This is a genomic window from Citrobacter sp. UYEF32 (assembly GCF_040546205.1).
Lineage (GTDB): Bacteria > Pseudomonadota > Gammaproteobacteria > Enterobacterales > Enterobacteriaceae > Phytobacter > Phytobacter diazotrophicus.
Genome location: NZ_JBEPNI010000003.1, coordinates 340,368 through 364,264 on the forward strand (window position 1 = coordinate 340,368; position 23,897 = coordinate 364,264).

General features: G+C 51.1%; 26 protein-coding genes and 2 pseudogenes. 12 read left to right on the plus strand and 16 right to left on the minus strand.

Annotated features, from left to right (window positions below; genetic code table 11):
- Window positions 1-128 precede the first annotated feature (128 nt).
- From ABIB59_RS09835 to ABIB59_RS09880, 10 genes are all read left to right on the plus strand, one after another.
- Entirely contained in the window at window positions 129-563 is a 435-nt protein-coding gene (locus ABIB59_RS09835; RefSeq protein WP_354035207.1) for a hypothetical protein, read from the plus strand.
- Window positions 564-584: 21 nt separating this feature from the next.
- On the plus strand, window positions 585-1,424 hold the full coding sequence (locus ABIB59_RS09840) for a hypothetical protein (RefSeq protein WP_354035209.1): 840 nt from the start codon (window positions 585-587) through the stop codon (window positions 1,422-1,424).
- 217 nt (window positions 1,425-1,641) lie between these two features.
- On the plus strand, window positions 1,642-2,082 hold the full coding sequence (locus tag ABIB59_RS09845; protein ID WP_354035211.1) for a hypothetical protein: 441 nt from the start codon (window positions 1,642-1,644) through the stop codon (window positions 2,080-2,082).
- Window positions 2,083-2,155: 73 nt separating this feature from the next.
- A complete protein-coding gene (locus ABIB59_RS09850) occupies window positions 2,156-2,977 on the plus strand; it encodes a DUF932 domain-containing protein (RefSeq protein ID WP_354035213.1) in 822 nt (273 codons plus the stop codon).
- A 91-nt stretch (window positions 2,978-3,068) separates the two neighbouring features.
- Window positions 3,069-3,524 carry an antirestriction protein gene (locus ABIB59_RS09855; protein WP_354035215.1) on the plus strand — a complete coding sequence of 152 codons (456 nt, stop codon included), beginning with the start codon at window positions 3,069-3,071 and terminating at the stop codon, window positions 3,522-3,524.
- Window positions 3,525-3,534: 10 nt separating this feature from the next.
- Window positions 3,535-4,014: a RadC family protein gene (gene radC / locus ABIB59_RS09860; protein WP_354035217.1), complete on the plus strand. Its 480-nt coding sequence runs from the start codon at window positions 3,535-3,537 to the stop codon at window positions 4,012-4,014.
- A gap of 38 nt (window positions 4,015-4,052) precedes the next feature.
- The gene (locus ABIB59_RS09865; protein ID WP_354035219.1) at window positions 4,053-4,385 is read left to right on the plus strand and encodes a type IV toxin-antitoxin system YeeU family antitoxin; all 333 of its coding nucleotides are present in this window, start codon (window positions 4,053-4,055) and stop codon (window positions 4,383-4,385) included.
- Window positions 4,386-4,396: 11 nt separating this feature from the next.
- The gene (locus ABIB59_RS09870) at window positions 4,397-4,612 is read left to right on the plus strand and encodes a hypothetical protein (RefSeq protein WP_354035221.1); all 216 of its coding nucleotides are present in this window, start codon (window positions 4,397-4,399) and stop codon (window positions 4,610-4,612) included.
- 22 nt (window positions 4,613-4,634) lie between these two features.
- Complete coding sequence (locus ABIB59_RS09875; RefSeq protein WP_354035223.1) at window positions 4,635-4,988, plus strand: TA system toxin CbtA family protein; 354 nt, start codon at window positions 4,635-4,637, stop codon at window positions 4,986-4,988.
- Window positions 4,985-5,320: a DUF5983 family protein gene (locus ABIB59_RS09880; RefSeq protein WP_354035225.1), complete on the plus strand. Its 336-nt coding sequence runs from the start codon at window positions 4,985-4,987 to the stop codon at window positions 5,318-5,320. Before ABIB59_RS09875 ends, ABIB59_RS09880 begins: the two co-directional genes overlap by 4 nt.
- Window positions 5,321-5,511: 191 nt before the next feature.
- On the opposite strand, the pseudogene ABIB59_RS09885 reads toward ABIB59_RS09880, so the two are convergent.
- From ABIB59_RS09885 to ABIB59_RS09905, 5 genes and pseudogenes are all read right to left on the minus strand, one after another.
- A pseudogene (locus ABIB59_RS09885) lies at window positions 5,512-5,586 on the minus strand (hypothetical protein); the annotation flags it as partial.
- Window positions 5,587-5,737: 151 nt separating this feature from the next.
- Window positions 5,738-5,923 carry a lysozyme inhibitor LprI family protein gene (locus ABIB59_RS09890; protein WP_499013461.1) on the minus strand — a complete coding sequence of 62 codons (186 nt, stop codon included), beginning with the start codon at window positions 5,921-5,923 and terminating at the stop codon, window positions 5,738-5,740.
- A 325-nt stretch (window positions 5,924-6,248) separates the two neighbouring features.
- Window positions 6,249-6,452, minus strand: coding sequence for a hypothetical protein (locus tag ABIB59_RS09895; RefSeq protein ID WP_107222570.1), 204 nt, complete (start codon window positions 6,450-6,452; stop codon window positions 6,249-6,251).
- Window positions 6,453-6,809: 357 nt separating this feature from the next.
- Window positions 6,810-9,860 (minus strand): autotransporter outer membrane beta-barrel domain-containing protein, encoded by a 3,051-nt coding sequence (locus ABIB59_RS09900; protein ID WP_354035227.1) that lies wholly within the window; start codon window positions 9,858-9,860, stop codon window positions 6,810-6,812.
- 201 nt (window positions 9,861-10,061) lie between these two features.
- Window positions 10,062-10,376, minus strand: coding sequence for a lipoprotein (locus tag ABIB59_RS09905; RefSeq protein ID WP_354035229.1), 315 nt, complete (start codon window positions 10,374-10,376; stop codon window positions 10,062-10,064).
- A 178-nt stretch (window positions 10,377-10,554) separates the two neighbouring features.
- Here ABIB59_RS09905 and ABIB59_RS09910 point away from each other — a divergent pair, with 178 nt between their 5' ends.
- Together ABIB59_RS09910 and ABIB59_RS09915 are read left to right on the plus strand one after the other, a co-directional pair.
- Window positions 10,555-11,187 carry a LuxR C-terminal-related transcriptional regulator gene (locus tag ABIB59_RS09910; protein WP_354035231.1) on the plus strand — a complete coding sequence of 211 codons (633 nt, stop codon included), beginning with the start codon at window positions 10,555-10,557 and terminating at the stop codon, window positions 11,185-11,187.
- The gene (locus tag ABIB59_RS09915; protein ID WP_041852339.1) at window positions 11,184-12,968 is read left to right on the plus strand and encodes a hybrid sensor histidine kinase/response regulator; all 1,785 of its coding nucleotides are present in this window, start codon (window positions 11,184-11,186) and stop codon (window positions 12,966-12,968) included. Before ABIB59_RS09910 ends, ABIB59_RS09915 begins: the two co-directional genes overlap by 4 nt.
- Window positions 12,969-13,015: 47 nt before the next feature.
- Here ABIB59_RS09915 and ABIB59_RS09920 read toward each other — a convergent pair whose 3' ends face one another.
- The 11 genes and pseudogenes from ABIB59_RS09920 to ABIB59_RS09970 form a co-directional block, all read right to left on the minus strand.
- Window positions 13,016-13,216 (minus strand): hypothetical protein, encoded by a 201-nt coding sequence (locus ABIB59_RS09920; RefSeq protein ID WP_041852338.1) that lies wholly within the window; start codon window positions 13,214-13,216, stop codon window positions 13,016-13,018.
- Between the two features lie 481 nt (window positions 13,217-13,697).
- The gene (locus tag ABIB59_RS09925) at window positions 13,698-15,242 is read right to left on the minus strand and encodes a methyl-accepting chemotaxis protein (protein ID WP_354035233.1); all 1,545 of its coding nucleotides are present in this window, start codon (window positions 15,240-15,242) and stop codon (window positions 13,698-13,700) included.
- Window positions 15,243-15,616: 374 nt separating this feature from the next.
- Window positions 15,617-15,835 carry an acyl carrier protein gene (locus ABIB59_RS09930; protein WP_041852336.1) on the minus strand — a complete coding sequence of 73 codons (219 nt, stop codon included), beginning with the start codon at window positions 15,833-15,835 and terminating at the stop codon, window positions 15,617-15,619.
- Between the two features lie 17 nt (window positions 15,836-15,852).
- Window positions 15,853-17,286: an AMP-binding protein gene (locus tag ABIB59_RS09935; RefSeq protein WP_317077786.1), complete on the minus strand. Its 1,434-nt coding sequence runs from the start codon at window positions 17,284-17,286 to the stop codon at window positions 15,853-15,855.
- Window positions 17,283-18,401: an MBOAT family O-acyltransferase gene (locus ABIB59_RS09940; RefSeq protein WP_079497896.1), complete on the minus strand. Its 1,119-nt coding sequence runs from the start codon at window positions 18,399-18,401 to the stop codon at window positions 17,283-17,285. The genes ABIB59_RS09935 and ABIB59_RS09940 overlap by 4 nt, the downstream gene beginning before the upstream one ends.
- 9 nt (window positions 18,402-18,410) lie before the next feature.
- Window positions 18,411-18,533, minus strand: a complete 123-nt coding sequence (locus tag ABIB59_RS09945; RefSeq protein WP_255423173.1) for a hypothetical protein — start codon at window positions 18,531-18,533, stop codon at window positions 18,411-18,413.
- Window positions 18,530-19,669, minus strand: a complete 1,140-nt coding sequence (locus tag ABIB59_RS09950; RefSeq protein ID WP_354035236.1) for a D-alanyl-lipoteichoic acid biosynthesis protein DltD — start codon at window positions 19,667-19,669, stop codon at window positions 18,530-18,532. Before ABIB59_RS09950 ends, ABIB59_RS09945 begins: the two co-directional genes overlap by 4 nt.
- Before the next feature lie 493 nt (window positions 19,670-20,162).
- A pseudogene (locus ABIB59_RS09955) lies at window positions 20,163-20,339 on the minus strand (anion permease); the annotation flags it as partial.
- Window positions 20,278-20,460, minus strand: coding sequence for a hypothetical protein (locus ABIB59_RS09960; RefSeq protein WP_354035238.1), 183 nt, complete (start codon window positions 20,458-20,460; stop codon window positions 20,278-20,280). The pseudogene ABIB59_RS09955 and the gene ABIB59_RS09960, both read right to left, overlap by 62 nt.
- 188 nt (window positions 20,461-20,648) lie before the next feature.
- On the minus strand, window positions 20,649-23,243 hold the full coding sequence (gene acnB / locus ABIB59_RS09965; RefSeq protein ID WP_354035240.1) for a bifunctional aconitate hydratase 2/2-methylisocitrate dehydratase: 2,595 nt from the start codon (window positions 23,241-23,243) through the stop codon (window positions 20,649-20,651).
- Between the two features lie 64 nt (window positions 23,244-23,307).
- A complete protein-coding gene (locus tag ABIB59_RS09970; protein WP_354035242.1) occupies window positions 23,308-23,871 on the minus strand; it encodes an RBBP9/YdeN family alpha/beta hydrolase in 564 nt (187 codons plus the stop codon).
- Window positions 23,872-23,897 lie beyond the last annotated feature (26 nt).

Below are 23,897 nucleotides of genomic sequence, written 5' to 3' on the forward strand. Positions count from 1 at the left end.
GATCGGTTTCGGTTTATCGATCTGTATTAGCGATTATCCGTTGACCACATAAATTACTACGATAAGCCGTTCTCCTGCTTACCGGGAGAGCGGCTTTTTTCTTTTAAATCATCCAATAAGGAGGACGCATGTCCAGTCTTCAAAAAGGCGTTCTGGCAGGCTCTTTGCTGTTCAGCTTCAGTGCGCTGGCGGTAGTGGCTGACCAGCAGTGGGGCGAATGGTACGGGAATATCAGCAGCATGGAGTTCGAACTGAACGCCCGTAACCCCTCAGGTGAGGTCATCACTCTGAGCTGTGGCAGTGGCCATCTGGCCGTGTCCTACAGCGTACCGGATGAAAACTACCGGGTGTCATCCGCGAGTGGACTGTCTGAGCCCGGTCTGAGCATTAACCATCAGAACTATTCCCTGAATGAGTCCGCCTTTAACGCCCTTAAGAACACGGGCAATGGCGGTGCCATCAGGGTCATTTCAATGAATTCCGCCATCTCAAAAGACTTCAGTACCTCCAGGCTTTCTGAAGCCCTCCGGGATGTTTCGTGGCAGGACTGTATTAACCATTAATTTTCTGACAGAGGATATTTCATGCGAAAAATACTTTTACTCACCGTCAGTGCCGGTTGCCTGCTGGCACCCGCTGTTTCCTCCGCGCTGGAGGTCTACGGAAAGCTTTACCAGGAGCGTTACACCTTTTTCCTGACCGAACAGGGCGGTAATGCGCTGATGCAGGTCAATAACAAAATGGCCGGCCTGAAAGGCCCGGTTGATATCAATGCCGTGCAGAATGAAGGCTACAGCCGGACCGGCATTGCCCCTTATTACAACAGCAATCCTCAGAACAGGGCTTTGCGTGATGATGGCAAGCCAGTAAAAGCGGTCACCTGTGTGATGACGGCGGTTCCGGCCATCAATGGCAAAATGGACCGTACCTGGTGTGTGGATGAGGTGGGGGCAGAGTATATCGGTTTCAAAGGCTGGCCGGTGCAGGATGCCGTGGCCCATGCGTGCCGCGTGGGTGACAACGACTGCCCGGTATACCTGTCACTTCAGGGCGATGACCCGCGTGTCCGCAATGATTCAGTGCGTTTCCGGTCTGCCCGTACTGCTAAAGAGACGGGCGGTAACGGGGGAACTGACGATCTTAAAAGCCAGGGCTGCGCGCTGGCGAACGAGTCCCTTCGCCTCGGTGGGGAAACGGATACCTGTAAGGCTATTACCCGTATTGAGTCAGTCAGTCCGCGTCATCAGAGGGCATCGTTCACCACCACATCCGGTCAGGACGGTGTACTGGAAATCTCGGAGGATGCCCCCACCGGTAATATGAGGACGCGTTCCGTGACAGCCCGTCCCGGCGGCACCTTCTATTCCCAGACCTGGAAAGAAGGGAAATGGGTCTGCACGGGCGAAGGGGGACGCTGCCACTGACAGCGTGAAGGGAATGAAAACAAATAATCAGCCACACGCATTCAGTTACAACCTGGACATCGTACTTTGCGTCACCGGCACGGTACTGATGCGCAGTACGTCTGTCGCAGTAAAAGCCCTAGGGGCCGGTCTTACTACCTTCAGCGTGCTGCGGTTAGTGAAAAAGCTGTCCACTCTCGCAGGATAAAGTTCGTTATGCCATAAGGATGGAAGCGTTATGTCAGAAATAACGAGAGGAAAATTTAACGTCATTAAAGACAGGTTCTCATCTTTTCGTAAAAAATCACAGGCTGATAATACGGACGCCGCATTTCCGGATAACGGGAATATAAGCGGCGATGAATCAGCAAGCTCCGGTTTTGCGAAATATAAGCCATTGCTGGAGAACATTGTTATTAATGGCCTGTTGAATATTGCGGAAGATAAATTAAATGACGATGTTTTTGTGGAATCAGTGCTCAGTAAAGCCTGGGAGCTTTTACCGGCACCGGTAAGAATGGTGGTGAAGCGGGAGTGGTGTCTGCACTACCTTCAGTCGCGTAAGGCTCCCCTTCTGGCACAGTTGCAGGTTTATCGTGCCGGGAAAACCACGTCAGCAGACTCTACCGCGCTGCCCGATAAAGAACAGCCGGAAAACCAGCCTCCGGTAATCCCCTGAATATTGCCGCTTTCCAGTCCAGGCCACCCTTCGGGGTGGCTTTTTTATGCCCGCTATTTAAAGGAGTTCCGTTATGAGCCGTTTAGCCAGCCGCTTTGGCGCGGTGAACCTTGTTCGCCGCGACCGTCCGTTAACCCGTGATGAACTGGCGCACTATGTGCCCAGCGTGTTCAGTGAAGAAAAGCACGAATCACGCTCAGAGCGATACACATATATCCCGACCATCGCCCTGCTCGATAACCTGCAGCGTGAAGGCTTTCGGCCGTTCTTTGCCTGCCAGACCCGCGTTCGTGACCCGAATAAACGCGAGCACACGAAGCACATGCTGCGTCTGCGCCGTGAAGGCCAGATTACGGGTAAACAGGTGCCGGAAATTATTCTGCTCAACAGCCATGACGGCTCAAGCAGCTACCAGATGCTGCCGGGTCTGTTCCGTTTTGTTTGCCAGAACGGGCTTGTCTGTGGTGAAAGTTTTGGCGAAGTCCGTGTGCCCCATAAAGGGGATGTCGTCGGGAAAGTCATTGAAGGGGCTTATGAAGTGCTGGGGGTGTTTGACCGGGTGGAGGAGAAGCGGGATGCGATGCAGTCACTGCTATTGCCGCCCCCCGCACAGCAGGCTCTGGCGAAAGCCGCCATCACGTACCGGTTCGGGGAGGAGCACCGGCCAGTGACTGAAGCACAAATCCTGTCGCCACGCCGCTGGCAGGATGAGAGCCACGACCTGTGGACCACCTACCAGCGCATACAGGAAAACCTGATGAAAGGTGGACTGTACGGGAAAAACACGCAGGGTAAACGCATGCACACCCGGGCCGTGAAAGGTATCGATGGCGATGTAAAGCTTAACCGGGCCCTGTGGGTGATGGCGGAAAACATGCTGTCACTGTGCTCATAGCCACCCCGGCGTCTTCACTGTTCCTTAACCCTGCCATCCCGCTCTGCATCTGCCTGACCTGCTGATTTTTTACATATTACGGAGAAACACCATGAACAAAACCGGGCATGCCCTTCCGGCGGATACCGCCTGCCGCGAATTGTCTGCACTTTATGTCTCTGTTGTCCCTGAACATGAACGCCTGGATTTCTGGCGGCTCCATTTCGGGACCGTCCCGCCGTGGTTATCGCCGGAGCTGACTATCCTGAGCTGGTTCAGCCGCCTGTGCCGGGAATACAGCGGTAGCAACTGGCATTTTTACACCCTCAGCAACGGTGGTGTATTTATGGCGCCGGACAGCCAGGAGACGTATGACCTGTACTGTAAGTCAAACGATAACCGCGCCACGCTCGGTGCCGAAGCGGCAGGCATTGCCGCCTGCCTGATGACGTACAGCCACCTGTCCTTTATCACCGCCCATGGTGACATGGCGGAACAGTATTACCACCTTCGCGACTATGCACTCATCCACCCTGAATCCCGGGGTATCCTGACCCTCACCGACTGAGAAACCTGCCATGCCTGAATTATTACTGACGGCCCCGCCGGACATGCCCCCGGCTTCCCGGCGCATTGTAAAACTCGCCTTACGCCTGCTCGACCGGCATCTCAGAACACCCGGTCAGACGCTGACCTCCAGCCATGCCGTCCGGGATATGCTGCGTCTGCAGATGGCCGGGCTTGAGCGCGAGGTCTTTATGGTGTTTTACCTCGACAACCAGCACCGCCTGCTGGAAAGCGAAACGGTCTTTCTCGGCACAATTAACCAGACTGAAGTTCACGCACGTGAAATCGTCAAAGGGGCACTGCGTCACAACGCCGCTGCCGTCATCCTGGCTCATAATCACCCTTCCGGCTGCACCGACCCGAGCCACGCTGACAGAACCATCACGCAACGACTGATACAGGCCCTCGGGCTGGTTGACGTCCGCGTGCTGGACCACCTCATCGCCGGTCGCGGTGACATTCTGTCCTTTGCCGAGCACGGACTGATGTGAGGAAGACGAACAGTGAACACCACACCGGAGACATCATAATGGCCACACCTGCCTCCCCTCTATGGGGGCTGCGCCATGACATCACACCCAGCTTTGGTGCCCGCCTGGTCCAGGAGGGAAACCGCCTGCATTATCTGGGGGACAGGCCCGGGCTTTACGGCACGTTCTCCTCCGTGCAATTACGTGCGCTGGACCGCAACTTCCCGACATTTATCAGACAGATGGAAGCCGCGCTGCGTTCCGGCGGACTGGACCCGCATAACACTCATGTCATCAGACTGGAAAATAAAGGTCTCGTTTGCGAAGCCGACATGCTGGGAAGCTGTGGCTATGTTTACGTTTCTGTTTATCCGGCTCCACAGCCAGAATAAAGGTGGCAGATATGCCAGTCCCCATTGAACGCTTGAATGATTTATGGCTCGAACTGAGAAATATTGTCGTAGCCGAAGAAGAAGGTACGCTGAACATCAGTGAGCCTTTTATCCACTTTCCCGCCGGAACACCTGTTTCCGATATCTGGATCTGGTTCGAAATCAGTAATAACGAGTTCATCGTTGCCCAAAAGCTTTACGGCATACCGACACATCATTCCTCCTGAAATTACTCATTAAGGATCACGTATGAAACAGTTAACTTCGCCGGTTACGGTGCCGGTTTCACCATGTCTGTCTCCCGTGCAGGTATGGCAGACCTTACTCACTTATCTGCTGAATAAACACTACGGGCTTACTCTGGATGATACACCTTTTCATGATGGCAACGTTATCAGTGAGCATATTGAGGCAGGCGTTGCCTTAGTCGATGCGGTGAATTTTCTGGTTGAACGATATGAACTGGTGCGTATCGACAGGCATAGATTCGCATGGCTGGAACAGTCGCCGTTTTTAACCACACTGGAAGTTTTGCGGGCAAGTTACGCGACGGGGCTAAAAGTAGCTTATGCAAAACCAGACATTAAGGAGGGCAGGGGATGACGCTAATGACTCCAGCACTTCCGCTGCACTGTATCTTTACCGGCATACAGTGCAGCACTGCGCACATAACGGACCAGGACAACGAACGCCTGTATCAACTCTCACATGACATGGCAGAGTATGGTGATGCAGAGTGGGTACATTTCACGGGGACGGGATATTTAATTCGGCTCGATGCTTGGCAATACCCGGTGCTTCGGTTGAAACGACTTGGCCTCTCGAAAGCGTGTCGTCGATTGATCCTGGCGTTATGCCACCAGTATGCGATCACCTCCATCCATTTCGATGCGGCTGGTGATGTGTTGCCTGGAGTAGAGCATTTCGATTGGTGATTGTTTTTTACGTAAATGGATGCAGGATGGGTGTACTTGGCCGATGTGTTCTCCGCCATCACCATTCCTGCAAGAAATGATACAAAACATAATGTTGGTATAAACGTTGGTATAAATTTTATCGAACACATTTTAAGTTATATTTATCAGTTGATTATTGCTTATGTTCGAATCCTGTAGGGTTCAAGATGTTAGGCTAACTTCAACCCAGCCTGATTCCCTCCCTGTGTCGTATTTTTGTCGTTATTGCCAAAAATGGCATCTATTTACCGTGCGTGCTTACGCCTGATGGGGACATTATGGCGCAGCTAAATTGATGAAACCTTATTTAAAGGGATGCCCCGGCACAAGTTAATGGCGTTTATACACTCGGGCCGGGGATTGGTAAGATATTGAAATAACAATGCGCTAATAAATTTACTCTACACTTTTTATTTTAATCATCTTTATTTCACTAGTGTGACGGTTATTCATGTTTATATAGCACCCCGTAAAAGCGGCTCCCAGGAAGTGTGTTGATTGAGCGTTAGTTGTTGCTACATTGCAGTAATCGTCACGGTATTTTAACCATTCGCTCTGGCTTTTCTTGAATGTATCGATCATAAGCTTTTTGCGATATTAATGGGCCTGGCGTTCATTACGTAAGATTGTGAGGCGATCGAGGGGGAATAGTCTGAGGTCGTTATTGTTGTCGGGAGCGTGACGTGTTTCGTTAACCATGCCGACTACGACCACAGCCCGGTGATGTGGAATTAAAATGTCGTTTTTGTGTCGTGACGGGATAAACCGTTTTTTCTCAGAGGTACTTATTACGACACGCAAAGACGCAAATACGGTTCCGAATGCGGAAAACACTTTTTTCACAGTACTTTAATTCGCATTCAGGGTTCTTTAAGCCGTAGGCCACAGGTTCCAATCCTGTCGGTTTTCATCCACACAACGATTCGTTAAACCTGATGTGGTATGGCTGTTCCGCTGCTCTTTGTGCAAACGCCTTTTCGGAGCCCTTGCGTAATTCCAGCCGCGCGTTGATGGCTTCTGCCGTGATAGCACATCCTGTATTTTCTAACTCCATCACTGCGTAACCGATAGCTTTCGCCATCTCCTCTTTACTCTGTTCTGTTGCTCGCATAAAACCACCTCAACGATAAGGAAATCCACTTTCTCTGACTATTACACCTTCATGCGCAAGGTTACCAGGTGGTTCGATTTTCTCAGGGGGTTCCATGGACGCTTTTGGTGGTTAACTTAATGTATTTATAGAGTTATATGATTTATATATGGCCAGGTTGGGAGCCAGACTGCCAGATTATGGAACCATTACACTGAGGGAAGCAGCCAGAATTACAATCTGCGTGGGCGCGAGTTATGTCATTTACCTATTTTCTTTCCGTAGCGCGGTTACTGACGAGTAAAACTCTTGACTATCCCTTCGCCCTGTTAACAAAAAAGCCGCCCATCGGGGCGGCCTGGTAACACACTACATCACTTAGAATGACCAGCGGAGATTGGCATTCACGGCGTTGACACGGGTGTCGGAACCGATTTGTCCTTTATAACCGACATTCAGCGTCGCTGAGTGCGGCAGTGTAAAGCTGACGCCCACGTCGCCTACCAGCATATCCTTGTCAACCGGGTTACCTTCGCTCGTGAAGCCATCGCTGCCAGCAAACGCCATACGCGAGGAGGCTTTTCGGTCACCGTAGGCGTGCTGCCAGCCTAACGAGCCGTAAAGGCTGACGTTTTTCGGCAGTTCAGTCACCGCGCGTGCGCCGAGCGTCGAGAAGAAGGTATCAACCGTGTCGTTACGCACGCTCAGGGCTGCAGCACCGCCGTCCTCTTTGAAGTCATCCGTGTTCAGACGGATATAGCTCAGGTTAACGAATGGCTCGATATTTTGCTCCGGCTGGCCGAAGCGGTAGCCTGCTTCGGTGAAGGCCTGCAGTGAATTGGCATCGTAATTGGCACTCAGGCGATCCGAGTAGCCGCTGAAATCAACCTTACGTTCGGCGTCAATTTTATGCCAGGTGTAACCCAGTGAGCCACGCAGGGAGAATGCGTCCTGACGCGCCGCTGCATACAGGCCGAGATGGTAGTTATCGATATCCATTGAGGAGCGACGGCTGTCGACATCGTAATTTCCACGGCTGTAACCGAAGAAGCCGCCCACTCTTACGTTATGACTGTCCAGTTTGCGATCGGCACCCAGCAGGAAGCCCGCGGTGTTACCGTCCAGCTTACCGGTATTACCGTCGCCGTCGGTTTTCACCCAAGAGCCGAATGTCTGTCCCCACACACCGTTGTTCTGCACAGGGGCGGACTGAGCAAATGACATGGCCAGCGGCGGGATCGGCAGCGTGTCATTGTCGAATGAACTCGCCATGCGCTGATTCAACACGTTAAACAACTGAGTGCTGCCCGCAATAAGCGTGGACTGAACGGAAGGGTAAGCCTCGCCCGAGAGCTGATTGAACGCGTCGCGTGCTTCCGCTGCGCTTAACATCAGCAGCGAGTTATAGAGTGCCAGCGATGGGCCGCTTTGTGTGAGGGTCGAGAGTGCGCCTGCGGTATTCCACTGGTTGCTCGTTTGTGCCACAGTCTGGAAGATGCCCGGTTTGCCGCTGCCGGGGTTTCCCGTGCCCGGATTACCCGGATTCTCGCCGCCCGGATTGCCGGGATTCTCGCCACCCGGATTACCCGGGTTTTCACCGCCGGGGTTGCCCGGATTTTCACCGCCAGGGTTGCCCGGGTTTTCACCGCCCGGATTACCCGGATTCTCACCGCTCTCTTTCTGCGTGATGCTCAGGTCTACGGCGTTCGCGCTCTGATTCAATGCCACATCCAGGAAGGCAGATTTAGAGACCGCAGAGGCGAACTGACCATCAATACCGCCTGCCGAGTTGAGAATGCGATAGACCTGGCCGCTCTGGTAGCTAGTCTGCGGATCGAGTGCGGTGACCTGCACGGTAGCCTGATTGCTGATGGTGGTTTTACCTTCCACGTTCAGCAGATCGCTGCGCCCGTCACCGGTAATATCGACGTCATAGAACGACTCGCCGATAAAGTTCAGGTAGCGTTTCAGCGTCAGAGTGCCGATGCCGCCATCACCCGGAGAAATATGACCGCCGGAGAGGATCTCTGTTTGCCCGAGGGTGCCGTTGCCGCCAAGGGTACCGCCCGCTTTAATCGACGCGGCGCTACTGTAGCCAAGGCCGTTGCTGACGTCACTCCCGGCGGTGGCGTTGAGGATTAACGTCCCGCCGTTTTCCGCGCTCAGGGTCTGGATATCAAAAATATTGGTTTCAGGCTGCGTGTTGATATCACTGGCAATAATGATTTTGCCGCCACGGGCGAGGACATTCGCTTTGAGTCCGGTCAGGTCGCCGTTGAGTGTCGTCTGCCCCGAGGCGTTGATGACATCACCTTCGCCACTCATGGTGTTGGCGAACAGATAATTATCATCGGTGTGATTGAAGTAGACGTAGCTGCCGAACAGCCCACCGCGCAAGACAACTGCCGTCTGGGCATCAATGGTGCCCGCGCCACCTGCTGCGCCTAACGTTGGCTCAGTAAGGCCGGTACCGGTATCGATATTGCCGCGGCTACCGATAACCAGCGCTCCGCGGTTGGAACCCGATCCGGTATCGCCCAGTACGATCGCGTTACTGCCTGCGGAGATCACCGCCCCATCCACCGCTGACACGACGCCGTTACCGTAATCGCCCACGAGGATATTGCCACCGCTGGTGAAGCGGGAATTATTGCCCGCGACGTACAACTCGGCGGTTTTGCGCGTACCGGGAACACCCTCGACCTCAACGCTGCCGACATTAACTGCGCCGCCGTTGAGCACGTCGAGATCGCCGTTAAGTGTCAGTAACTGGGTGACGTTCCACCGGGAGTTTTCACCCGTCACTGTGGCTTTCGGGTTCAGCTTGTCCGTTTCATCCGGATCGTAGCCATCGCCGATGCGTGCCTGGAGGTTGGTGGTAAGGAGCGCGCCATCCTCGATTGAAACGGTAGAGCGTGAACCCGCGGTGGTGCCAACGCTCAGATAGTTGCTGGTGATGCGGGAGTTCGCGCCAGTGGCGATAAGGTGGCTGTCATAGCCCCGGGTGGTGCCCACCACAATCTCTTTCGCGCTGGCCAGCGCGCCATTTTCGACCCGTAGCGTGCCGAGGCCAAGGTCCATACTGCCGTGCAGTACGAATTGATCGTTCAGGGCGTTCAGCTCAGCATCCGGTCCGCTGACCGTCACCGTGCTGTTGAAAATCTGACCGTTATAGAGCCTGCCAATATTAACGTTGTAAGCCGTTATTTTCCCGTTATTGATGAGCAAGTTGCCGCTCTGCGTGCGGCCCACATAGACATCGTCGGTATAGACTAACGACTGCGTGACCTGGGTATCGCCGTCAAAAATCACATCGGCAGCCCGGGTATCCTCGGGCATCAATAACATCAGCGGGGCAGAGAACAGAGCGAGGTAAAGTTTAGAAAGTGAGGTTTTCACTTTTAATTGGTGCGAGAAATTGTCATTCACGTGCTATCTCCAGATTGATTAACGTGATGTCGCGAAGGTCATTGTTTTATAGAGATTAAATTCACTGACTTGTATGACGCTTTATTTCGCGAATTCAGGCGTGCAGGTAAATTATCCGGCGAAGCGAAAACCTATAACTCCCTGGTTATTACGCTGCGGCGGGTGAATATAGAGAACGGCAATAACGTTCTCTGCGACAGATTATTTATGGGTAACAACCGGCGTACAGGTTGGTGCGCTCAGGGTCGGCGCAGAACCTAAAATTCCCGGCATCATCATGGATGAGCAATCAAAAATACGGCCTTTTTCTGTGGTCGCGCGATAGGTAAGTTTTTGCCCGCCCAGCGCATCAGGCTGAGCACCATTCACCTGGGTAACGGTAATTTCATCGGATGATCCCAGTCCCAGCATTTTTGCTGTTTCCGCCTGAAGGAGCGGAATAGCCTGATCGGTTTTCAACGTTGAACAACCCGCGACCATAATTGTAACGACGAGTGCGATGAGTGGCTTTTTCATAAATTATCCTTGTAATCAGTCCGTATCGATTGCGCTATGGCAAAACATTTCTCTTTTTTAAGAACTGAAATAAGATATTTCTCTTTTCTGGAATACAAAACCCTCCTAAAGTAGGGAGTGTTGTTGATGTGGAAATTGGCAGAATATCGCCCTTTCCACTCACCAAAAGGAGATACCTTTGGGAAAATATTATGCGTTGGTTATTGATGACCACCCTTTGGTCGGCAGCGGAATTGCTAATTTTCTGGCGTCCCATTTAGGGTTCAGATCAGTCATGGTGGTGGCGGATGAGGAGAGCTGTTATCGGCATATCCGCGACAATGGCCCGCCAGACCTGCTGATCATTGATTTCTGGCTTTCATCTTCTACCGCACTGAAATTACTAAAAGAAATTAAGAACAACTTTCCTAAAGTGCGTTTGCTAGTGGTAAGCGGCGACGAAAATAATGATATCCGGATGAAAGTGCAGAATGCCGGGGGGCATGGTTTTGTGCTGAAAAACGAGGCGCCGGAATTATTTGGTGAGGCAGTTCAAGCGCTTATGAATAATCAGACATGGTTTCCGGAACCTCATGCTGAGATAAATGAAAAAGACAGTGCTATATTGCGAAAATTTAACTTAACGCCACGTCAGGGAGAGGTTTTACAGATGATGATGCGTGGATTGCCCAATAAAAGGATCGCTTCGCAACTTTCAATATCAGAGCCTACGGTTAAAGAGCACATCAGCAATATTTTAAAAAAACTGGGTGTGAATACCCGTGTGGAAGTCATTACACTTCTCCACGGCCAGCGGGACGAATCATCATGAAATGGATAGCCGATGTGGATAATAGTGCCATTTCATCGCGCGCGCAGATCCGCCTGCTCAATAATACCTTTATCCGCCTGGTGTTCAGCTTTACCGCTGTGCCTTTTGTCGGCATTCCATTTGCAATCTGGATATATTGGTTAGGGGGAAACACCGGGCCAACCCTTGTCTGGATCGTTATTTACCTGCTCTGCGCAGGGTTAATCAGAATATGGCACCGACGCTATCTGCGGGAAATCAAAGAAAATAATGCAGATGATGTTCTGCGCCGCTGGCTGCCGAATCTTAATAAGGTCGCCTTCGCTCACGGCATGGGTATTTCTTCGCTTTACCTGATTACCCCGCAGAACCAAAACTTTGATTTTTTCCTGCTGCTGAATATCAGCATCGCTGCGATTGTCGCCGCCAACGCGACGCATTTAACACCGGTCATCAGTACCTTTAAACGGTTTTTTTTCTCTTCCTGGGGATTCTTAAATCTCGGCATCATCTGGCGTATGGACGACGTGATGTTGATCGTTCTGATGCTGAACCTGCTGTACGGTTTTGCGATCTACCGTCACGCGTTAACGTCGCATGCCTTTTTTATTCAGCAGGCCAGGCTGGAAGAGGAGAGTGCGCGTCTGGCAGAACAATTTCGCCAGGCAAAAGAGGAGGCTGAGCAGGCGCTGCGCGATAAAAATCAGTTTCTGACCACCGCCAGCCACGATCTGCGCCAGCCCGTACACGCCATGGGTTTTCTTATTGAGGCGATTATTCATAAAAACAGCAATGACGCGCTGATGCCGCAGTTGCTGGACTTGCAGCAAAGCGTGCGCTCCGTTCAGTTGATGTTCAATTCGTTACTTGATCTGAGCAAGATTGAATCGGGCAATATGATGACCACCACAACCCATGTGGACATCGGTGCGTTGCTGGATTCAGTCATCACGCTGTTTCGCGAGGAGGCGAAAAGCCGCGGACTGAAGCTCCGTACCTGGCGGCCCGGTCGGCGCATCTACGTGATGGGCGACCCGCTGCTGGTGCGCCAGTCGCTGATCAATCTGATCCAGAATGCCCTGCGCTACACGCCGCGAGGGGGCGTGCTGGTGGCGATCCGCCCGCGCGGTGAAGCGTGTCTCCTTGAAGTGTGGGACACCGGGGTGGGCATCGCCGATGACGAAAAAAACAAAATCTTCTCCCCTTATTACCGCCCCGAACTGGCGTGGAAAATCGACAGTGCCGGGCACGGCCTCGGGCTTGCCGTGGTGGCGCGCTGCGCGAAACTGATGAACGTCACTTACGGTATGCAATCTATTGAGGATAAAGGTTCCCGCTTCTGGATGCGCTTTCAGCAGCATCAGGGAGAGAGTAAAGCGCTCGATCCCACCCCAGCCATTGACGCCGTCGTACCGGTTACCCGCCGGGCATCGCTACGGGGAAGCTGTCTTGTGGTTGATGACGATCCGCTGGTCACCTCCGCCTGGGAAAGTCTGATGAGCAGTTGGGGGATCGTTGTGCGCTGCGCCGCCTCCGCCGAAGAGGCTTTTGCTATTGTCGACGGGGGATTTACCCCAAGCGTCGTGCTGTGCGATCAGCGATTGCGCTCGGGTGAAAGCGGTTTTGAAATCCTCAAGGCGCTGCTTGAACGCCTGCCAAAGGTCAGCGGAGCGATGGTCAGCGGCGAGTTCAACTCTCCGGTACTGCGCGACGCAGAAGAGGAGGGGTATCTGGTGCTGCGCAAGCCGCTGGAGCCTGCAACGCTACATGCTCTGTTAACACAGTGGTCGGCCAGCCAGTAAGCGGCGCGCGATCGGCAAAAACGGGGGGAGTGACAAATCTTCGCCGCTTAGAAATAGTGTGTTCTGGCGACAAAAACGGCGGCGGCGATAAGAGCCAGGACAACCGCAAGGCCCTTCATTTTACGAGTTTTCTCGAAAATGACGGCAATAAGCTGGATAACGATGATGCCGATAAAGATCAAAAGCGAGGTCAGGTCGCTGTTGCTGGTATCTGCGGTGATTGAACCCGCAGATAGTGAGGGATCCATTTCACTCATCCATGAATATTTATCGACGGAGATCAGGCATAAAAGTATAAGACCCAGGCAGTACGTCAACAGTAAAACAATCCTTACTAACTTATTCATGTTATCCCCAAATCAGTCTGCTGAATCGCTGCCAGTGATTGACAATAAAGTCGCCATACGACGTATTTCTCTTAATTTCTTCCAGCGTCGGGATAAGCCCCCTATTGTAACGTGCGCCGATAATCCGGACATCTTCCATACTTAACGTTGCGGGCAGTTTGTCATAATCGGCCAATTCCGGTGCAGAAATTTAAAGAATAACGTCACGGGTAGTCATAATACTGAGAGGCGACATCCGTCGGAATAGCAGATAATTCTGTTACTGTAATCTGCCATATGCTTTATCTGACAGGGAATGGCTTTCTGGATGAGGGGGGCCTGGAATGACGATGTTAATTACCGGGAACCCTCGAGCACGGGTTCCCGGTGTGTTACGGATCGATTAGCGGCCCGTATTAAAGAAGGCCACGGTTTGCGTCAGCCGCCGGGTCTGTGCTTCCAGGGCGCTGGCGGCGGCAACGGCATGCTGAACCAGTTGGGAGTTCTGATGCGTCACCGAGTCGATTTGTACGATCGATTCATTCACCTGACTTATCCCGATACTCTGCTCATCGGTCGCCACCGAGATTTGCGACATGATATCTGAAACGCGCTGCACGGCTTCAATCATCTCGTCGATATGGCTTCCGGCGGTTTTGATCTGGGTAGAACCACTGTTGACTCGCGCTACCGACTCTTCGACCAGCACTTTTATCTCCTGTGCGGCTTGAGAGCTGCGCAGGGACAGATTTCGCACTTCACTGGCCACTACAGCAAACCCTTTTCCTTGCTCACCGGCGCGCGCTGCCTCAACGGCTGCGTTCAGCGCAAGAATGTTGGTCTGAAAGGCAATGCTATTGACCACCTCAATAATGTTGGCGATTTTATCGGCGCTTTCAGAAATGCCACTCATGGTGCCGTTCACATTCTGCATCATCACGCCGCTACGCGAAGCGATATCCACCGCGCCTCGTGCCAGCTCGCGCGCCTGCCCGGCATTTTCTGCGTTTTGTTTTACGGCAGCGGTAATCTCTTCCATGCTGGACGACGTTTTTTCCAGCGACACGGCCTGCTGCTCGGAATGTTCAGCAATCTCCTGGTTTCCGGCGACGATCTCATGGGTGCTAGTGTTAATGACTTCCGCGACGCCCCTGATCTCCGCGATAACCGAGGTCAACTGCTCGCGCATGACTCCCATTTCATGTACCAGACTTTCGTTATCGTTGGCTTTCTTGTTCACCGCCTGCGACAGGTCCCCGGAGGCGATCCGCGAGACGACTTCTGCGGCATAACGCGGTTCACCGCCGAGCGTTTTCAGCGTGCTGCGATTAATGGAATAGACAAGAATCGAAAGTACAAGGCTGATGACAACGAATTCAATCATATTCTGGTAAAGCGAACTCATAAACGCTTGCTGAATATCATCGACATATAAGCCGGTAGTGATTATCCAGCCCCAGGGTGTCCACGGAATACTGTAGGCAACTTTAGGTTGCGGCTCTGTTTCGCCGGGACGCGGGAAAATATACTGCGTGAAACCGGCGTTATCGTTTTTGGTGACCGCCACCATATCCCGAAAAATATAAACCCCATTTGCATCGGAAATATCTGGTCCTTTGCCAATGAGCGCGGCATTTATCGGGTGCATGATGACCTGCGCCTGGTTATTCAGAATGGTAAAATAACCGGTTTCACCATAACGCAAATCTTTAATAGTCTGAAGGGCCCGTTGCTGTGCCTCCTCTTGTGAAATCAATCCTTTGTCGGCAAGTGCAGCCTGCGTTTTTACAACGTTAAGGGCTAACTGCGATACATGCATTAACTCCCGTTCTCGCAATGTGAGCTGGTTCTCTTTAATTTTTACAGAGCCGAAAAATAACGTTCCGGCAAGACATAACAGCGCGACGATGAGTGGGATCCACAGTTTCTGGGCAAAGGATAATTTCATAGCATGCTAACCTGTTGTTGTTTTATATGGTTGGTTTAGCGTCGGCAACCCTGGTATCAGACCGCGCTATATCTTTTATCGGGAATTAAAGAAAAGAAATTAATCGATAAAATCGATATAAATATTAAATATGTTCCTTTTTTGTTATAAAGAAATTAACTGCTTGGTAAATAAAGAGTTAATATTAGTAACGCGGTTGACGATTTTTATGTCATGAGGATAAATATGAGGGCGATCACACTAATATTTTTAGTGGGATTAAAGTTATTTAATAACAAGCGAAATAGGGGATGTCAGGGGAGACGAGACGGTATAAAAAAACCCTGAATCAAATCATTCAGGGTTTTCACAAAAGCCATTAACCTCACAAACGATTAACGGTTTTCTTCAATGTAGCGCGCCAAATCCGCAGGGGTTTTCAGCACGGTGGCGACTTCGGTCGGCGGGATCATGCAGCCGTAAACGTCCTGCACTTCCAGCACCAGATCGACCGCCAGAATTGAGTCGAGAATGTCAGACTCAATCAGTTCATCATGAAAGCCCACTTTGCGGGATAACACTTTTTCAAACAGGGCGAGAATTTCTTGTTCCATAATAGTTTCCTGGCTAATTAATTCGTGCGGGCATGGGTGTCCAGCAATTTACGATCGATTTTGCCGTTCGGATTAAGCGGCAATGCATCTTTAATAATAATTTGTGACGGCACCATGTAATGGGGGATCACTTTCGAAAGGGATGTTTTGATCACCTCTGGTGCCAGATCCGTCACGCAGAATGCCGCAATTCGCAGAACGCTTCCGCATGATTTCATCAGCGGCAGCACAACCGCTTCACTGATGCCGGACATCGCCAGCAGGCGATTTTCAATCTCGTTGATTTCAATACGGTAGCCGTTCAGTTTGATCTGGCTATCGTTGCGGCCCTGGCAGTAGATAAGACCGTCTTCGTAACCCAGATCGCCAGTTCTGTAACCGCGATATTCTTCACTTTCGCGTCGCAGCAATTTTGTCGCGTTCTCTTGCGGCAGGCCGAGATAACCGCGCATCACATTTTTACCCCAGATGATCAACTCGCCATCGGCGGTAATTTCCATGTGGGTGTCCGGCATCATCACGCCAACGGGCAGCAGCGGGTTGTCGTTATTGAGAATTTCATCGGTGATTTCAACCACCGTGGTGGCGATAGTCGCTTCCGTTGGGCCGTAGGAGTTAAGGATTTTGGCCTGCGGGAAACGGCGGCGTAACTGTTTTACCAGCGCTTTATTTAATACTTCGCCAATGAAGATAAAGACATTCAGTTCAGGCAGATAGTCGCTATTAAACTGGGGCGACAGCAGGCGCTGATAGGCAAAAGAGGGGGTGGAAACCCAGACGGAAACATCGTTCGCTTTCAGGCGATCCAGCCAGTTTTCCGCCGCGATATCTTCTTTCGCGTTCAGCACAATATGCCCGCCAGTAGCCAGATTCGCCAGCAGGGGGATCAGCGAGAGATCGAAGCTGAACACCGCGTGGTTCATCAGCACCGGTTTTTCCGGCAAGGAAAAGTCCTTACTTACCCACTTCATGAAATGCCAGACGCTTTCACGTCCAATCTGCACCCCTTTCGGTTTTCCGGTGCTGCCGGAGGTGAACATGATGTAGGCGAGATCTGGCTCGGCCAGTACCTGGCCGGTTATGCCGGTCGCGATAAATTTTTTCGCGGCCACATCATAATAGAAGGGGGCATTGGCGAGCTGGCAAATCTCTTTGAGACGCTCCTGCGGATAGATGCAGTCCACCGGAATGTACGGAATATTGTGCAACAGGCAGCTATAGAGCGCGACGGCAAATTCCGCCTGCTGATGCCCGTACAACACCACCGGCGTACCGGCAGGTTGGTTGCATTGTTGGTAACGTTGCGCCCAGTCAGTAACCGCGACGGAGAGCTGTTGCCAGGTGATGGCTTCATCGCTACCGCTGATCGCCAGTTGCTGAGGGGACGCGGGATCGCGTAATGCCGCACGCAAGAAGTCTTGTAGTTCCAGAAGTTCGGAGTCATTTTTCATAAGGGAGACATTCCACTAAAGATGTAAAGGGAGGCCGCGGCGCTTCCCAGCGTCAAAATTCGTCCCACAAACACAGAAACCGGATGTTGAAGTCCGTTGCTCAAAGCCGGATGGCGTTTGGCAAACCATTGCAGCATGTTGTGAACAACGGAAATGGCGCCAAACAGCGCGCCGCTAATGACGTAGTGTCGTTCGAGTCCATTCCATGCCCCCATACAAAACAGGGTGCAGAAGATGCCAATATTTTGCGCCAGCGTTTTGTTCTGGCGGAAAAAATTGTGCTTCATCAGATTCATATAAATCGGCATAAAGACCACATCCCTCAGCCATTCAGAGAGGCTGATATGGAAGCGGCGCCAGAAATCCTGCGGGGTTTTCGCCAGAATCGGCATATTGAAGTTTGCCGGAATGTTCAGGCCAAATAAGCGGCCCGCCCCGATAGCCATGTTGCTATAACCCGCAAAATCAAAGTAGAGATAGGCGCTGTAGGCAATCGACATCACCACGCCCACTTTCAGGGTAAACGCTTCATGGCTCCACGGCTGAACGACCAGAGTATCGACCAGCATGGCGAACAAGAATTTCTGAATAATCCCGGTAATAATTTGCTCTAAAGCCACTAAAAACTGCTCACGAGTCAGCGTGAAAACCGGTTTATTGATATCCGTCATCCAGGTCCGCCAGCGATACATCGGGCCGGCCAGGATAATAAACGGCATAAACAGGTAGCAGAAATAGTGCAGAAAATTCTGGCCATCCTTTTTACTGCGGTACAGCAGCACATCGATGGCGCGAAAAGTCATAAAAGAGAGCCCGATCATGCCCCAGTGGTTGTTCAGATGTAATTTCACCAGGAACAGCGGCAGCAACGTTAATGTGACCGCCTGCCAGGTTTTTAACCAACCTTTCTCTTTTAATGTGACAAGAATATAAAAACTGAAAAACACTGCCGCCGGGACAATATAGTCGCCTTCGAAGATATACCCCCAGCCTAAAGCCGCCAGCACGGAAAAAGCGGATATATATGTCAGTCGGTAACGCAATACGCGGTTAACCAGCGCAAACACCAGCGCTGATGAGAACAAATAGAAGAAAAACATGCCTGAGCTGTACATTATTCGTCCTCAGAACTTTTGATATTCAAAATGCAATTGCAAACTCATGCTGTCATCCACGGAGGTCCACGCGACAATGGTTATCGCCAGCAGGAGATAAAGTAAAAACAGGCGAATGGCGGTTTTCATCATTTAAAGTTCTCCGCGATAAAGCGAACCATAGGGACCCATGCCGTTTCCGATGGGTGCAGACGATCCCAGTTCCAGCCGTTTTGATACGGCATCGCATACATATCTAAATAAGGCACCTGGTTTTCCGTCAGGATTGCCTGAATTTGTTTATCAACCGGCTGGAACGTATTGGTATTGATCAGCGCCCACGGGTTAATCGGGTCGACAATCGCAATCACCTGGACATGGCGCTCTTTCAGGAGTTTGATGGTGGCGCGGAAAACCTCGATTTGCTTCGGCACGACAGGCGTGTCATCCCACTGCTCAGGGGTATCCCCGGCCTCATAAACCGCCTTGTCCATCCACATCGTGGCTGCACTTTGCTTGCGTACTTTATTGAGTTCACGGGCATTCGCCAGCTCTTGATCCCAGTCGGGCATCGTTATGTTGCCAGGCTGTGCGGGCCAGGGTTGCGCGGCAGGCTGTGGCTCAATATTGAGCAGGTCCAGCCAGTCGTTTTTTATCATGGTGCAGAAGTTGGCAAACTGATAGCTCACCTCTTCCCAGATCAGGTCCGGATGCCAGCCATAAATGGCCATTTCACCAAAACTCAAATGGCTGATATCGTCCGCTTCAATATGTTTTAAGTAATTGACCAGCAAAGGACGAGCCTGCTTGTCTTTCATTAATGGATCGAAAATCGAACCCGGGAAATTATCCGCAAAGATCGCCGGAGGAAGCCCATTTGAATAAAAGCTATCCGGTGCCAGGAGCAACACCACTTTACTGTTTGCGTTAAGGCTGTCTTTAAAACGGGAGAACAGTAAAAATTGTGTGACGTCGTCGACATAACTATCGCCATATGCCACTAAAGGTCTGTGCAATTGCTTATTGAAGTAATTATAGGCAGCGTAATGTTCATTTTCGGAAGTAGAAACTTCTGATGCCCCGATAAAGAAAATCGCATTCCCTTGTAATGCATGGGAAATGGTGGCTATTTTTTCTGCTTGCTCTTTTGGTGTGCCTTCCATCGATTTAATCATCGGCTGGAATTTAAGCAGCGGATCAAAGCTCGTCACCACCGGGTGAACGCTCAGAACCAGGATGGCGAGGAGAGCCATCAGGATATGTAGGCACAGAGTATTTTTGATTTTCATTATCATTATAAAAAAGTAAGACTACATGACATTAACTTGTTTAAAATTTGTTGATTCTTAGTGTTACAACAAATAGACAACAAATGGGACAATGGGTATTTGGACTTTATTCCAATCTATCTTCTTTGACATTCTATACCAGGTGCATCTGAAAAGATGAGCATTGCTGTGTAACGGTATGTACAGCATTAGCGTGTTAATAATAAGCGCTGCATTTATAAAGAAAAGAGTGTGCCGGGGCTGGTTTCGCCATGCTTACTGCGAGTGGTAATCAACAACGATAAAAGCGCAGGCATACTTAACCGCAGCCGTCGGCGATGCGATTTTGATTGAGGCGATACACACTATTGCCCGCGCCGGGAGAGGAGCGGACGTATCTGTTCTGTACTATTTCACAGGTACAGGGCGGCGATGGAGAACATCCTGCGTCATCCGACGCATCTGAGCGATAAGACATCAACACGACGCAAGTAAGATCAGCACACTCTTATCATTAGAGCATGCCACTCGATTTCAAATACGCCCACCACGGGAACCCGACGGTAATATGAGTAACAAACGTTAATATTTCGACAATCGTACCCGTTATCCACCAGGATTTTATATCGTTATAGCCAGCCGCAAAAGTAATTGGCCCTGCCGCGCCGCCATAATGGGTAATGCAGCCACCAGATGCAAATAAATAACGAATTTTCAGGATAGGGTTTGCTCACCAGACCAATGGTCGCCGCAAGATAAATACTGGCCAGTACCCATGCCTCTTTTGATAGCCTGTCAGGCGGTGTTGTCATTAATGAAAGGCTGATAACGAAAACGAGGAGTAATAATTTTAATAATTTAGCGCTCGCTTTAATTAATCCATTCCTTTGGCAATATCAGAGGTCGAATTTAAAAATGAGACCTCTGCCAATTCAAAAAAAAGATAATGAGAAGGCGAAAAACATGCCCGGGAATATTACCGGGCATGTTTTTGAGACGATTACATTGTTACCACGTCAATTCGCTGCTTTTCCGCTACTTGATATTCTGCCAGCGTATGGAAATTTAAGTAACGATAGGTCTCTTCACGGGTGTCATTGATTTTGTCCATATGCCAGTGATACTGCTCAACCGTCGGCATTTTTCCAAGCATGGCCGCGATGGCACTGAGCTCAGCCGACGCCAGGAAAACATTTGCATCGGTACCAAGGCGGTGTGGGAAGTTGCGGGTAGATGTTGAAACAACGCTGCTCCCTTCCTTGACCCTGGCCTGGTTGCCCATGCAGAGAGAACAGCCCGCCGGTTCGATGCGTGCGCCGGAACGGATGAACTTATTAAAATAACCCTCGCTTGAAAGTTGTTGGGCATCCATTTTGGTTGGTGGGGCAATCCACAGGCGGCCAGGGATCTCTTTTGCATCCGCCAGCAGCTTCCCGGCGGCCCGGAAGTGACCAATGTTTGTCATACACGAGCCAATAAACACTTCTTGTACCGGTGTACGCGCAACCTCAGACAGCAAACGGGCGTCATCCGGGTCATTGGGCGCACAAACGATCGGCTCCGTAATTTCAGTCAGGTCGATGTCAATAATTGCGGCGTACTCGGCATTTTCATCAGCGCTGAGTAATGACGGATTGGCCAGCCATGCTTCGATCTCTGCAATACGCTTTTCAAGGGTCGGCGCGTGCTGATAACCCTGGCTAATCATCCAGCGCAGCAATGTGGCATTGGAACGCAAATATTCGGCAACGTTCTCTTCTTCCAGGCGTAGCACACAGGCAGCCGCTGAGCGCTCTGCGGAGGCATCCGCCAGTTCAAAGGCCTGCTCAGCCTTCAACATGTGTAAACCTTCGATTTCCAGAATACGACCGGAAAATATATTGCGTTTGTTTTTCTTCTCGGTGGTCAGCAACCCTTGCTTAATGGCGTAGTAAGGGATCGCGTGAACCAAATCGCGCAGGGTGATCCCTTTTTGCATTTCACCCTTAAAGCGGACCAGCACAGATTCCGGCATATCGAGCGGCATAATTCCCGTGGCGGCGGCAAAAGCAACCAGCCCGGAACCGCCCGGAAACGAGATCCCTAAGGGAAAGCGCGTATGTGAATCCGCGCCCGTACCGACGGTGTCCGGGATCAGCATACGGTTCAGCCATGAGTGGATAATCCCATCGCCGGGTTTCAGCGCAACGCCTTTTCTGCCGGTAATGAACTGCGGCAGCGTCTCATGCAAATTAACATCGACGGGTTTGGGATAGGCTGACGTATGGCAAAAAGACTGCATCACCAGATCGGCAGAAAACCCTAAGCATGCAAGGTCCGTCAGTTCATCACGTGTCATCCCGCCGGTGGTATCCTGCGATCCCACGGTGGTGATTTTAGGTTCACAATATTGCCCAGGACGAATACCTTCCACGCCGCACGCTCTGCCCACCATCTTCTGCGCCAGCGTAAACCCGGCTGAGGATGGCGCAGGCGCTTTGGCTTTCCTGAAAATGGACGTTGCCGGCAGGCCTAAAGAGGCCCTGGCTCTTGCCGTTAAGCTGCGGCCAATGATCAACGGGATGCGACCGCCCGCCTGGACTTCATCCAGCAAGACATCTGTTTTCAGGCTAAATGAGGCAATAAGCGTCTGATCGTGATGGTGGCGAATCTCGCCCTTGTACGGATAAAGATCAATCACCATACCTGTCGATAAACCGGAGACATCCACTTCAATAGGTAATGCGCCGGAGTCCTCCAGGGTATTGAAAAAGATCGGCGCAATTTTTCCGCCTAAGACAACGCCCCCGCTGCGTTTATTGGGGACAAAGGGAATATCCTTCCCGATATGCCAGAGGATGGAGTTTGTTGCGGATTTTCGTGAAGAGCCGGTCCCTACCACATCGCCAACGTAAGCAAGAGGATACTGCCGGGCTTTTAGTTCCCGGATCTGGGCGATTGGCCCGTATTGCCCCGGTTGGTCCGGGTTCACACCTTCACGGGGGGAACTCAGCATGGAGAGCGCATGCAGGGGAATGTCCGGACGTGACCACGCCTCAGGGGCTGGCGAAAGGTCATCGGTATTGGTTTCGCCGGGCACTTTGAAGACTGTCAGCGTGACTTTTTCCTCAAGCTTCGTGCGTTCGCTAAACCACTCGGCATTCGCCCATGACGTAATAACCGCTTTGGCATGCACATTCCCGTTACGGGCTTTTTGCTCGATATCGTTAAATTTTTCAAAGATAAGAATAGTGTGGCTAAGTTTATTCGCCGCTAACTGAGCCAGTTCACTGTCGTCCAGCGAATCAATGAGCGGCTGAATATTGTAGCCCCCCTGCATGGTCCCAAGAATAGTAATAGCGTCCTGCGGCGTGATACCGAATTCACTTGTTTTTGCTTTGATAATTTTATCTAAGAATTCTGCTTTCACTTTTGCAGCAGCATCAACGCCGGGAGAAACCTGGTTAATTAACAGGTTAATTAACGCCTCTCGATCCTCGCACCGTTTATTTTCGAGGAGGGCAATTAATTCTCTGACCTGTTGCGCGGTTAAGGGTTTAGCGGGTATTCCATTTTCTGCGCGCTCAGCGACATGCTTCTTATATTCTTCAAACATAAAATATCCTGACCTTATCATAAGGAAATTAAAAAATGTGCTATGGTGTTTTTACATCAAATAATCATATTGCTATTTTTAATAGCTCTTCTCCAAATTCAGATATTCTTTCAAGGCCATATTTCCACTCACCAAAACCTGATTCCGAATTAATATGACCAGCGTCACCCATGTCGATAAGCTCACATCCCCAGCAGTCGGACCAGAATAGCGCGCGGTTGAAGGACATCAGCGGGTCATTACGACTGGCAAAGACAAGGCCCGGCACGTTCAGCTTTGACGCGGTGACGATCTCTTCAAGTTCAAACCAGGAAGGTTCCGCCGGTGCGACCATGACAATTCCGGCAATATTTGACGCCTGACGCTGAGCCTGATACCAGGAGGCAAGGGCACCAAAGCTATGCCCAATTAAAATAACGGGTAATTTGCACGTGGTTAATTCCCTGCGGATCGCGGCACACCAGTTTTCAATATCCGGCTGGATCCAGTTTCGTTGGCTTATTCTTTTCCAGCGAGGTAACTGGCGTGCCCAACAGGTTTGCCAGTGGTACTCGTCGCTATCCCTCAATCCCGGAACCAGAATAGTGGTAAAAACATCATCCAGTGCTAACAGGCGCGATATTGTCATGGTAAATTCCGTCAATCTTTCGTTTT

Coding starts and splice junctions, on each gene's coding strand:
- ABIB59_RS09835 (WP_354035207.1), top strand. CDS start 129: ATGTCCAGTCTTCAAAAAGGCGTTCTGGCAGGCTCTTTGCTGTTCAGC.
- ABIB59_RS09840 (WP_354035209.1), top strand. CDS start 585: ATGCGAAAAATACTTTTACTCACCGTCAGTGCCGGTTGCCTGCTGGCA.
- ABIB59_RS09845 (WP_354035211.1), top strand. CDS start 1,642: ATGTCAGAAATAACGAGAGGAAAATTTAACGTCATTAAAGACAGGTTC.
- ABIB59_RS09850 (WP_354035213.1), top strand. CDS start 2,156: ATGAGCCGTTTAGCCAGCCGCTTTGGCGCGGTGAACCTTGTTCGCCGC.
- ABIB59_RS09855 (WP_354035215.1), top strand. CDS start 3,069: ATGAACAAAACCGGGCATGCCCTTCCGGCGGATACCGCCTGCCGCGAA.
- radC (WP_354035217.1), top strand. CDS start 3,535: ATGCCTGAATTATTACTGACGGCCCCGCCGGACATGCCCCCGGCTTCC.
- ABIB59_RS09865 (WP_354035219.1), top strand. CDS start 4,053: ATGGCCACACCTGCCTCCCCTCTATGGGGGCTGCGCCATGACATCACA.
- ABIB59_RS09870 (WP_354035221.1), top strand. CDS start 4,397: ATGCCAGTCCCCATTGAACGCTTGAATGATTTATGGCTCGAACTGAGA.
- ABIB59_RS09875 (WP_354035223.1), top strand. CDS start 4,635: ATGAAACAGTTAACTTCGCCGGTTACGGTGCCGGTTTCACCATGTCTG.
- ABIB59_RS09880 (WP_354035225.1), top strand. CDS start 4,985: ATGACGCTAATGACTCCAGCACTTCCGCTGCACTGTATCTTTACCGGC.
- ABIB59_RS09890 (WP_499013461.1), bottom strand. CDS start 5,923: ATGATCGATACATTCAAGAAAAGCCAGAGCGAATGGTTAAAATACCGT.
- ABIB59_RS09895 (WP_107222570.1), bottom strand. CDS start 6,452: ATGCGAGCAACAGAACAGAGTAAAGAGGAGATGGCGAAAGCTATCGGT.
- ABIB59_RS09905 (WP_354035229.1), bottom strand. CDS start 10,376: ATGAAAAAGCCACTCATCGCACTCGTCGTTACAATTATGGTCGCGGGT.
- ABIB59_RS09915 (WP_041852339.1), top strand. CDS start 11,184: ATGAAATGGATAGCCGATGTGGATAATAGTGCCATTTCATCGCGCGCG.
- ABIB59_RS09920 (WP_041852338.1), bottom strand. CDS start 13,216: ATGGATCCCTCACTATCTGCGGGTTCAATCACCGCAGATACCAGCAAC.
- ABIB59_RS09925 (WP_354035233.1), bottom strand. CDS start 15,242: ATGAAATTATCCTTTGCCCAGAAACTGTGGATCCCACTCATCGTCGCG.
- ABIB59_RS09930 (WP_041852336.1), bottom strand. CDS start 15,835: ATGGAACAAGAAATTCTCGCCCTGTTTGAAAAAGTGTTATCCCGCAAA.
- ABIB59_RS09935 (WP_317077786.1), bottom strand. CDS start 17,286: ATGAAAAATGACTCCGAACTTCTGGAACTACAAGACTTCTTGCGTGCG.
- ABIB59_RS09940 (WP_079497896.1), bottom strand. CDS start 18,401: ATGTACAGCTCAGGCATGTTTTTCTTCTATTTGTTCTCATCAGCGCTG.
- ABIB59_RS09945 (WP_255423173.1), bottom strand. CDS start 18,533: ATGATGAAAACCGCCATTCGCCTGTTTTTACTTTATCTCCTGCTGGCG.
- ABIB59_RS09950 (WP_354035236.1), bottom strand. CDS start 19,669: ATGAAAATCAAAAATACTCTGTGCCTACATATCCTGATGGCTCTCCTC.
- ABIB59_RS09960 (WP_354035238.1), bottom strand. CDS start 20,460: ATGACAACACCGCCTGACAGGCTATCAAAAGAGGCATGGGTACTGGCC.
- acnB (WP_354035240.1), bottom strand. CDS start 23,243: ATGTTTGAAGAATATAAGAAGCATGTCGCTGAGCGCGCAGAAAATGGA.
- ABIB59_RS09970 (WP_354035242.1), bottom strand. CDS start 23,871: ATGACAATATCGCGCCTGTTAGCACTGGATGATGTTTTTACCACTATT.